Genomic DNA, 8,906 nt, shown 5'->3' on the forward strand with positions numbered 1-8,906 from the left:
CTCTCTGTTCAAAAGAAAGCTGACTTAATTATACTAATAAAAAAAATTTAACCACATTAAACGCCTCTAATATCTTTTTATACTGCCCGTATACTGTCTATATTTACTGCTATTTACCGCATATCGTTGCTATCGCTAATTATTGTAGCGCCATCTCATTCGATAAAGACCTCTCAACTGTACAATCCTCTGACAACCTAGCCACAGGTAAGTGAAATAAAGTCGCCAAATATAGTAGAAAGAAGTCTATTAATACCATAAAATATGGTCTAGAAAGTTTGATTACATGGTAATAATTATAATAACAACCCAACACATAGGGAGTTCAGATAAGTGGGCGCAAAAAAAATACTGTCGTACAGCCGTTTTATTTTAGGCGCATTTTTAGCAGTCTACCTTCTCTTAGTCTGGATGTACTTTAAAGATAACGCCCGACAGCTTACTTCTTCTGGCTTATTGCTGTGGTTTGTCGCTATTCCTATACTATTATTTGGTACTATCATGGCACTCCTATGGTGGCAAAAAAAACTGGATAAGCAAGAAAGTCAGGCGTCTGACACCCTTGATGAGACTTCAAATAAAAAAGAAAGTGCCAAACTACCCGATACTTACCAACTATTTGTTTTTAGCCGTATTTGCTTACCTGAGGGCGACAGTTGGTCTGATGTCATTAATAACGACCAAGATCTGACTTTATTAAGTGATGAACTGACAGACTTCGATGGCTTGCCAGTGTTGGTAAAGCCAATCACTAGACTTGCTGATGCTACATCACTACCCTATCGCTATATATCTGATGAGCCCTCAGACGATATAACATTACGTTTATGCTCATTAATTCATGAGCAGCTTACTTTGAGTGAGGAATTGTGGTCTACCCTTGCTGAACACCTCGATCAGTATCAACAAGATAATACTCAGCCAAACTCAGCTATTAATGTCCACCCTGAATGGCAACAACATTACTTGGTTGGTTCCGAAGAAAAGCATAAGGAAGATACAATAACGGCAACCTCCGTTGCTCACCTATCCACTCTACCTATCTATTTATGCCTACCTATTGGAGCCGACTCTGCACCTCTGATTGCAATAGTAAAAGAACATTTAGCCACCTACGGTATTCCCGAGACCTTACTCTCTTTTACACTGATCGAGACCAATAATGATGATGCAAAAGACTTAGAAAACAAAGGTGAAAGCGACCCGGCGAGCTTCATCAATGAACACCTCACATCATTATCACTGTCAGCAATGCCTGAAATGCGCTTACTTATCATTGCAGATACACAGCTGAGTGATGAATGGTTAGATCAGCACTTGTATCCACACCAAACTCAAACGACCAATATCATTCCTACTGAGGCTGGTGCATTGCTAGTGTTTTTTAATAAAGCGGCTCAAGATTTACTCGACATTGAGACCAACACCAGCGTTTTATTGACAGAGGTGCATACACCTGATGCTAAACATCACGATAGCCATGGTACTGAACGCATGAATAATAGACGTGGTTACCTAAACCACTTAACAACTATTAAAAATTTATTGATAGATAACGAACTGTCATTAGTACCGACTAATACGGCATCGCCAAAAACGCTAAACAAACCCACAACAAAGCCAGACAACACCGAAACCAAGACTAATGTTGCACCATTAGATACTAGTATTACCGCTATATCAGACATTAATCCATCAACACAACCTTATGATATGTCAGTATATATGAGCTTTGTTGAGGCGTTTATCACAAAAGGCGCTCTAGTAAATGAATACCATTTAGGGCATTATATGCCATTGAATAACTGGTTAAAGCCATTTATTAGCCTATCGTTGTTCGTTAACTTAGCAGAAAAAGACCAACAAGAGTCAGACAGCGTATTTTTGATTACTCAACATAAGCATTGCTCTATGCTGTGGTTAGCAGATGACTTTCAGAAATCAGAACCATAGTTTTTGGCAATACAGTTTTTGGCAACATGGCTTTTAACGACCCAACTTTTGGCAGTATGGCTTTTAGCAACATCAATTTGATGACGTCATTTTGATTAGTAGTATCGTTGTAGACACTCATTTTATTATCTTAAGATTACACTAGGTAGCACGCATGTTTTCAAGGTTTTTTCATCTTATCTATAACCCAAGAGTGCTAGTAGCTTTGGGCATCATAGTCGCCTTAGTCTTGTTATATGACTATGTCCCTCTTAAAACCTTTTTCATGATTATCGGTATCCTAATTGCATGTATCGTATTAGGTTTTGTCGCCTACTATCTATGGAAAAAGCGTAAAAAAGCATCAGAGGATCTGGCAGATCTGGTAGAAGACAATGCCAATGAAAGTGCTAGTAAAGAGGCTACTAATAAAGTAAAAGATGAAAACACCCAAGAGGTGCAGGCATTACGTCAGCAAATGCAAGACGCTATTAAGACGATTCGCAAGTCAAAACTTGGTGATCAAACAGGTAAAGCGGCATTATACGAGCTGCCATGGTACATGGTCATTGGTAATCCAGCAGCAGGAAAAAGCTCAGCGGTACTACACTCCGGCTTAAAATTTCCATTTATGGATCAGACCAATAAACTGTCTGTAAAAGGGGTTGGTGGTACACGTAACTGTGATTGGTTTTTTTCAACCGAAGGGATTTTGCTTGATACAGCTGGACGTTATTCTGTCTATGAAGACGATCGCTCAGAATGGCTGTCTTTTTTAAGTTTACTTAAAAAGAACCGACCTAAAGCGCCTATTAATGGCATTATCATCGCTGTTAGTATCGCTGAGCTGACCAAAAATGATCCAAACTATGCACTAGATTTGGCCAAAAATTTACGCAGTCGTGTCCAAGACTTAACCGAACAACTAGAGGTCTATGCGCCTGTTTATGTAGTATTTACCAAGATGGATTTGGTTTCAGGCTTCCGTGATTTCTTTAACGACTATGAGCAAGAAGAGCGCAATCAAGTATGGGGCGCAACCATCCCCTACCCTGAAGACCCTGACAATATAAATATTACTGATGTGTTTGAAGACCATTTTGGTATATTGGTCAACGGTCTGAAGGATTTAAGTACCACCAAACTGTCTTTGCGTCATCAGCGGACTGTCTCTCCCAGTCTTATGACGTTTCCTATGGAGTTTCAATCGTTACGTCCGATGATACGGACGCTGATGCATGCTTTGTTTGAAGACAATCCTTTTCAGTTTAAGCCAATCCTGCGCGGATTTTACTTTACCAGTGCCTTACAGGATGGGCAAGTTAGCAGCCAAATGACGCTGAAAATGGTACAAAACTACGATTTGCGTCCACCTGCTGTACCACTCAATGCACAGCAAGAATCTGCAGACAAGCCTTATTTTTTACAAGATTTATTTTCAAAAGTCATCTTAAAAGACAAGCATCTCGTCAAACAACACAAAAACCGTAATAAGCGTGGTCATCGTGCGATTGTAACTCTCGCTGCCGTGGTTGCATTGTGTGCAGCTGCCGGTCTGTGGACATGGTCATACACCAATAATAAACAACTCACTGAACGCGTTGTCGCCGACTTACAACAAGTCGCCGAGCTACAAAAAAATGCTAATGGTGATCTGCAGTCGCAGCTTGAATCACTTGATATCTTGCAAAGCCGTATAGAACAACTCGAAGGCTACGAAGAAGACAAACCATTGTCTCTAAGCTTTGGGCTGTATCAGGGCGATAAGCTGAAACAAAAGCTATTGGCTGAGTACTATAACGGTATTAATATTATTGTGTTGGCACCTACCAAACAAAATCTCGAACAGTTTCTGTCAGAGGTAAATTCAAATGCGGCACAGCTAGAAGTGCGTACAGAAGAAGCCTCTGACGATACGGCTGAAGAAGAAGTCTCTAATGACGCTTATATCCAGTCTGACCCTACAGACGTTGAAGATGCTTATAATGCTCTGAAAGCCTATCTGATGCTAAGTAGTCATGAACATCTCGAAACCAGTCATTTGAGCGATCAGATGACGCGTTTTTGGCGTAATTGGCTTGAATCTAACCGTGCGGATATGCCACGTGACAAAATGATTCGTCAAGCCGAGCGCATCTTGAGCTTCACACTGGCTCATGTCGATGATCCTGCTTTCCCACTTATTCAAAACGACTTGGGACTGGTAGACAACACACGCAATACTCTGTCAAAAGTTAGCAAGGGGCAACCTGCTCGTGATCGGGTCTACTCTGAAATAAAAATGCGTGCCTCTGCCCGTTTTCCATCCGTAACAGTCGCCCAAATCACTCAAGATACTGCCAATGAAACCTTACTCGGTAGCCACGTTATTTCAGGCACCTTTACCAGACAAGCATGGGACTCTTTCGTCAGTGATGAGATCGACAAAGCAGCCACTACTAGAGTGGTAGCAGATGATTGGGTACTAGCAACCAGTAGCCAAAACGATCTTACGTTGACAGGCAGTCCTGAACAAATAAGACAATACTTGGTCAACCGCTATAAACAAGAATATATCAGCGAATGGAAACGGTTTTTATCACAAGTATATATTCGTGATAGCAAGGGTTTCGATGATCATGCAGTGCTATTAAGTCAGCTATCTAATGCGGCAGATTCACCATTAAAAACCCTGTTTGTAACGGTTGATCGTCAGACTCAGTGGGACAATAAAGCATCTACTCCAGCTGCTGCAAATGGTGGTGAATCTCGACGCTCATTTGTCAATTGGTTTAAGCAAACCATATTGAGACAGAGCCCAGCCGAACTGCGACAGGCAGAAGCAGCTTTGGGTAACAGTGGTGGTACTAGTAACACCTCAACTCCTGCAGCACCATCAGGTGTGATTGCCCAAGAGTTCTCATCCATACATGCATTAGTCGTACCCAGAGAGGACAATCAAGACTTGTCTTTATTAGACAATTACTTAGCAAGTCTAGGTGACGTTAGAACACGCTTCAATAATATTGCGCGTAGTGATGATATCGGTCCTGATGCTTTATTGTTTGCTTCACAGACGCTCAGTCCTGATGGCTCAGAGTTGACCAAGTCGCTACAAATTTTGGATGAGCAGATACTTAGCCAAGCCAACTCTGAAATTAAAAAACTTGTCCGCCCATTATTGAGTGAGCCACTAACGCGTTCATTCAATATGCTACTGACACCAACTAAGGCTGAAATTAACAAGGTATGGAAAGCGCAAGTACGTAAGCCTTTCCTTGATAATCTAGAGAAAAAATACCCGTTCACTGCAAATGCCAACTTAGAGGCAACACCTGCAGAGATTGGTCAGTTCTTTGGTGAAGATGGCTATGTGGCACGATTCGTTAATGAAACCCTATCACCCTTTATCATTCGTCGCGGTGATCAGATATCGAGCAAGATTTGGAACGGTGCAGGTCTAGGCCTTAACCCGCAGTTTGTCGCTGATTTTGGTCGCTACTTTACCAATTACACTGGTAACAGTAGTTCTGGCTCTACTGGTACTACTACTGGCACTGCCAACCAAACCACATTCCAAATTATGCCTTTGCCAGTTAGCGGCTTGACTGAATATACGATTGTGGTCGACGGTCAGCAGCTTCGCTATCGCATGGGTACACAAGCTTGGACAACATTTGTATGGCCCAACCCAAGTAGCCAGCCTGGAGCAAGTATTCGAGCCAAAGATTATGATGGTAGAGACTTTACTGTGTTTGAAGAAGCAGGAAGCTTTGGGGTAGAAAGAATGATCAATAGTGCTCGCCGCACTGAACTTGGCGATGACATCTTTGAGATGGCATGGTCAGGTGATGGCATTACTATTCCAGTACGCTTTAGACTGATTAGTGGTAGTGGTGGCACTACCCCTCAAGGCCGTGCAAGCAATCCATTTACTGGTATGAAGCTACCTGATGAAGTGATCGCTCTTGGCGTGACACGTTCTGCTATGCCGGTCTCTGATAGTAATGAAGCTAACACTGGTACATCAACTGAGCCTCCAGTAACTAGCCCAACTGCGCCACGCAGTGAAGATAATAGTACAACGGAGCCAACATCAGCACCAAACACGTTGAACTTGACACCCACGACTGATGGCAATGATAGTGATAGTGATAGTGACAGCGGCCAGACTGACACGTCTACTACCACAACGGATAATAACCCAACCACAACTGACACACAGGAGCCAACGCCGTGACTCCTGAATCCTTACCTTTAGTATATTTTGGCAAACTGCCTGCCCGTGGCGATTTTGTACGGGCACGCACGCATATTCCTGAAAGCAATGCCATCGATGAGTGGGTCAGCAAAGCTCTAGTCAGCTCAGAGACACTATTTAGCGATAGGTTGGTAGATAGGACGACAACCAACAAAACAGCTTTTTTAAACTTTAGTCATGTGAACACCACATCCAATGAGATTATTACCGGTGTTCTCATTCCTAGTCATGATAGCAGTTATCGTAACTATCCGATTATAGGTTTTGGCGTCCAGTATGTTGATAAGCCAAAAAGCTGGATGAATTATTTACCCATTAAGTCTGCTGCTATTTGGGAGGATACTCATGAAATCCTTAGCATAGCTAAGTCTAAAACTGACAATGCTGAGTTGATGGACTACCTCAACCACAGCCAGATTACGATCAATAATAATGCCAGTACTCACTATTACGACTTTATCAATACCTCTACTTTGCAAGATATCGCCATATTGATGAACATCGATAAATCACAATTGATACAGCAAATCATCGCCACTGGCTTGTTGTTTTTGCCTACTTTTGCCAAAGGCTTTCAAGGTCTTAATAAAGTTATCTGTTGGTCACTCACTTCTGATAGAGAAAACTCCATACACATGGCAACTTTTTGGCATGATTTGATCAGTGGGTTTTATCAACCTCATCAGCTCTATCTGAACACTTATCTCTACCGTGTTTCTAATTGCTATCGCTTACTATTGAGCTTCACAAAACCTGATGGGCATATACTGAGTCAAATATCAGAGAGCGAAGACAGCTATCCCGAAGATTGGGTGGTTATCTCTCATAGTGACTGGACACAAGGTTATATCGATGAGGATATCGGACTGACTCGTTTCAATAAAGTCTTGTTACAAGACAACCTCTACCTGTATGATACTAGGCAATTGTTTAAGAAGACGTTTTTGGCACAATAATCGTGCATCAAAAAGATGATATTACGATAGGCGGTCATCGCTATATATCAGACACCTATATTTGATAATTGCTCAATACTATTAAGATTAAAAAGGCACTTGAATGAAGGTCCTCTCTAACATACTAAACTCCAAGCTAACGGGTCACTCAAAAAAACTGCTGTTAGCGGCAGCTATAACACTGCCCATCAGTGCAGTTGTTGTTGCAGCACAAAATGATGGTTTGGCACCAAACGTACCTGTCGTCATCAAAGGTGTGGTTGCGACTAGCTCAGACAAGCAGCAGCTTATAGAGAAGCTAAAGGCGCAATATCCCGATAAAACCATCCGAGATGAGATCGAAGTACGGTCGAATATCAGTATACCGACCAACTGGCAACAGATAGCCACCGCCATTATCGATAGTGACATCTCTAATATTAGTCAGGGCCGTATCGATATTCATGGTACAACCATTAGCTTACATGGCAAAGTAAGTAGCTTGGAACAAAAACAAGCAATCCAAAATCGTATTTCTACACGCCTAACCGACCTCTATCAATTGGACAATCAACTGGTCATTGTAGAAGGTGAGCAGCGCCTTATCGATGAGACATTAGGCAATCGTATTGTGGAGTTTGAATCTGGTAGCGCCAACCTTACGCCCATGGGACTTGGTATCTTAGATGACATGGCAGGCGTATTACAGCGGGTCGGTGATAAACCAGTCACCATCACTGGGCATACAGATAACGTTGGTAACCCTACTGCCAACTTAGCCTTATCCAACGATCGTGCAGAAGCAGTTAAGCAATATCTGATAGGTCGTAACATCGATGCAACACGCCTCAGTACGACAGGTAAAGGAGACGCAGACCCTATCGCTAGCAATGACAATGAAGAAGGGCGTACTCGTAACCGCCGTATCGAATTTACACTCGAAGAATAACATTACCGTCGAATAACGTTGCCACACGTAATGATAATGGCAGACAAACACTTATCTTTTAATGTCAGCTCTCAAAGAAATATGATGCCATTGTACCAAGAATAGGAACACTACCATGTTACGCTTGACCAATACCGTGCTGCCCATGCACCCTGATAGGTTATATGCCAGTGAGGGCAATACACAAGCCCTCTATCCAAGTGCGCGGCAAGACATCAGTGCCCATCAAGCGTGGCAAAATAAGCTGATGCAAGCATCTTGTGAAAACGATATCATCGCCCAGTTAAACCCCAACGGAAATCAACAACATCAGCAGCATGGTATCGACACTTACGTATTGCAAGTCTATATTCATGAACGTCACCACCCTCCCTTTACACCGCTCACTGACTTAATCGGTAGCACCTTAACCTTAAGCTTTGATACCCCAAGCGGCCTAGCTTATCGTCATCTATATCTGACTGCCGTGCATCAATTGGATCACGATGGTAGCTATGGCTATTATCGTCTGCTCGCACAACCACTTACCTATCGCTTACATCAGCATCCACGTTGTCATATAGACACTAACCTATCGGTACAATCAATGGTGGCAGAACGCACTGCTACTCTAGAGATAGAAACCATCGATGATAGTAATAGTGAAGACGCCAGCTGGACACCTGCACGCATGACCCAGTGGCAAATCAGTGACTGGGCGCATATTTGTGAGCGTTTATCACGTCAAGGGCTAACCGCCTATCTACGACATGAGCAAACGGATGAACATACACCGCCAAAGCTCGTTATCACTACAGCCTATCCAAGCGAGAGCGATGGTGTTAGCGCAAATATCGGGGCGCTACGCTAC

The 8,906-nt window shown here is 42.6% G+C and carries 5 protein-coding genes; all 5 read left to right on the forward strand.

Annotated elements, in window-relative coordinates; all coding sequences use genetic code 11:
• Positions 1-333 precede the first annotated feature (333 nt).
• Positions 334-1,953, forward strand: coding sequence for a hypothetical protein (locus ACT3RN_RS02525; RefSeq protein WP_192991875.1), 1,620 nt, complete (start codon positions 334-336; stop codon positions 1,951-1,953).
• 154 nt (positions 1,954-2,107) lie between these two features.
• Positions 2,108-6,151, forward strand: a complete 4,044-nt coding sequence (gene tssM, locus ACT3RN_RS02530) for a type VI secretion system membrane subunit TssM (protein WP_444518447.1) — start codon at positions 2,108-2,110, stop codon at positions 6,149-6,151.
• A complete protein-coding gene (tagF, locus tag ACT3RN_RS02535; RefSeq protein ID WP_192991873.1) occupies positions 6,148-7,128 on the forward strand; it encodes a type VI secretion system-associated protein TagF in 981 nt (326 codons plus the stop codon). The genes tssM and tagF overlap by 4 nt, the downstream gene beginning before the upstream one ends.
• Positions 7,129-7,231: 103 nt before the next feature.
• Positions 7,232-8,056 (forward strand): OmpA family protein, encoded by an 825-nt coding sequence (locus tag ACT3RN_RS02540; protein ID WP_444518448.1) that lies wholly within the window; start codon positions 7,232-7,234, stop codon positions 8,054-8,056.
• 115 nt (positions 8,057-8,171) lie between these two features.
• Positions 8,172-8,906, forward strand: a 735-nt coding sequence (locus tag ACT3RN_RS02545) for a contractile injection system protein, VgrG/Pvc8 family (RefSeq protein WP_444518449.1), incomplete at its 3' end; no start/stop codon positions are given.

This window comes from Psychrobacter sp. AOP5-GZ1-6 (assembly GCF_052376345.1).
Lineage (GTDB): Bacteria > Pseudomonadota > Gammaproteobacteria > Pseudomonadales > Moraxellaceae > Psychrobacter.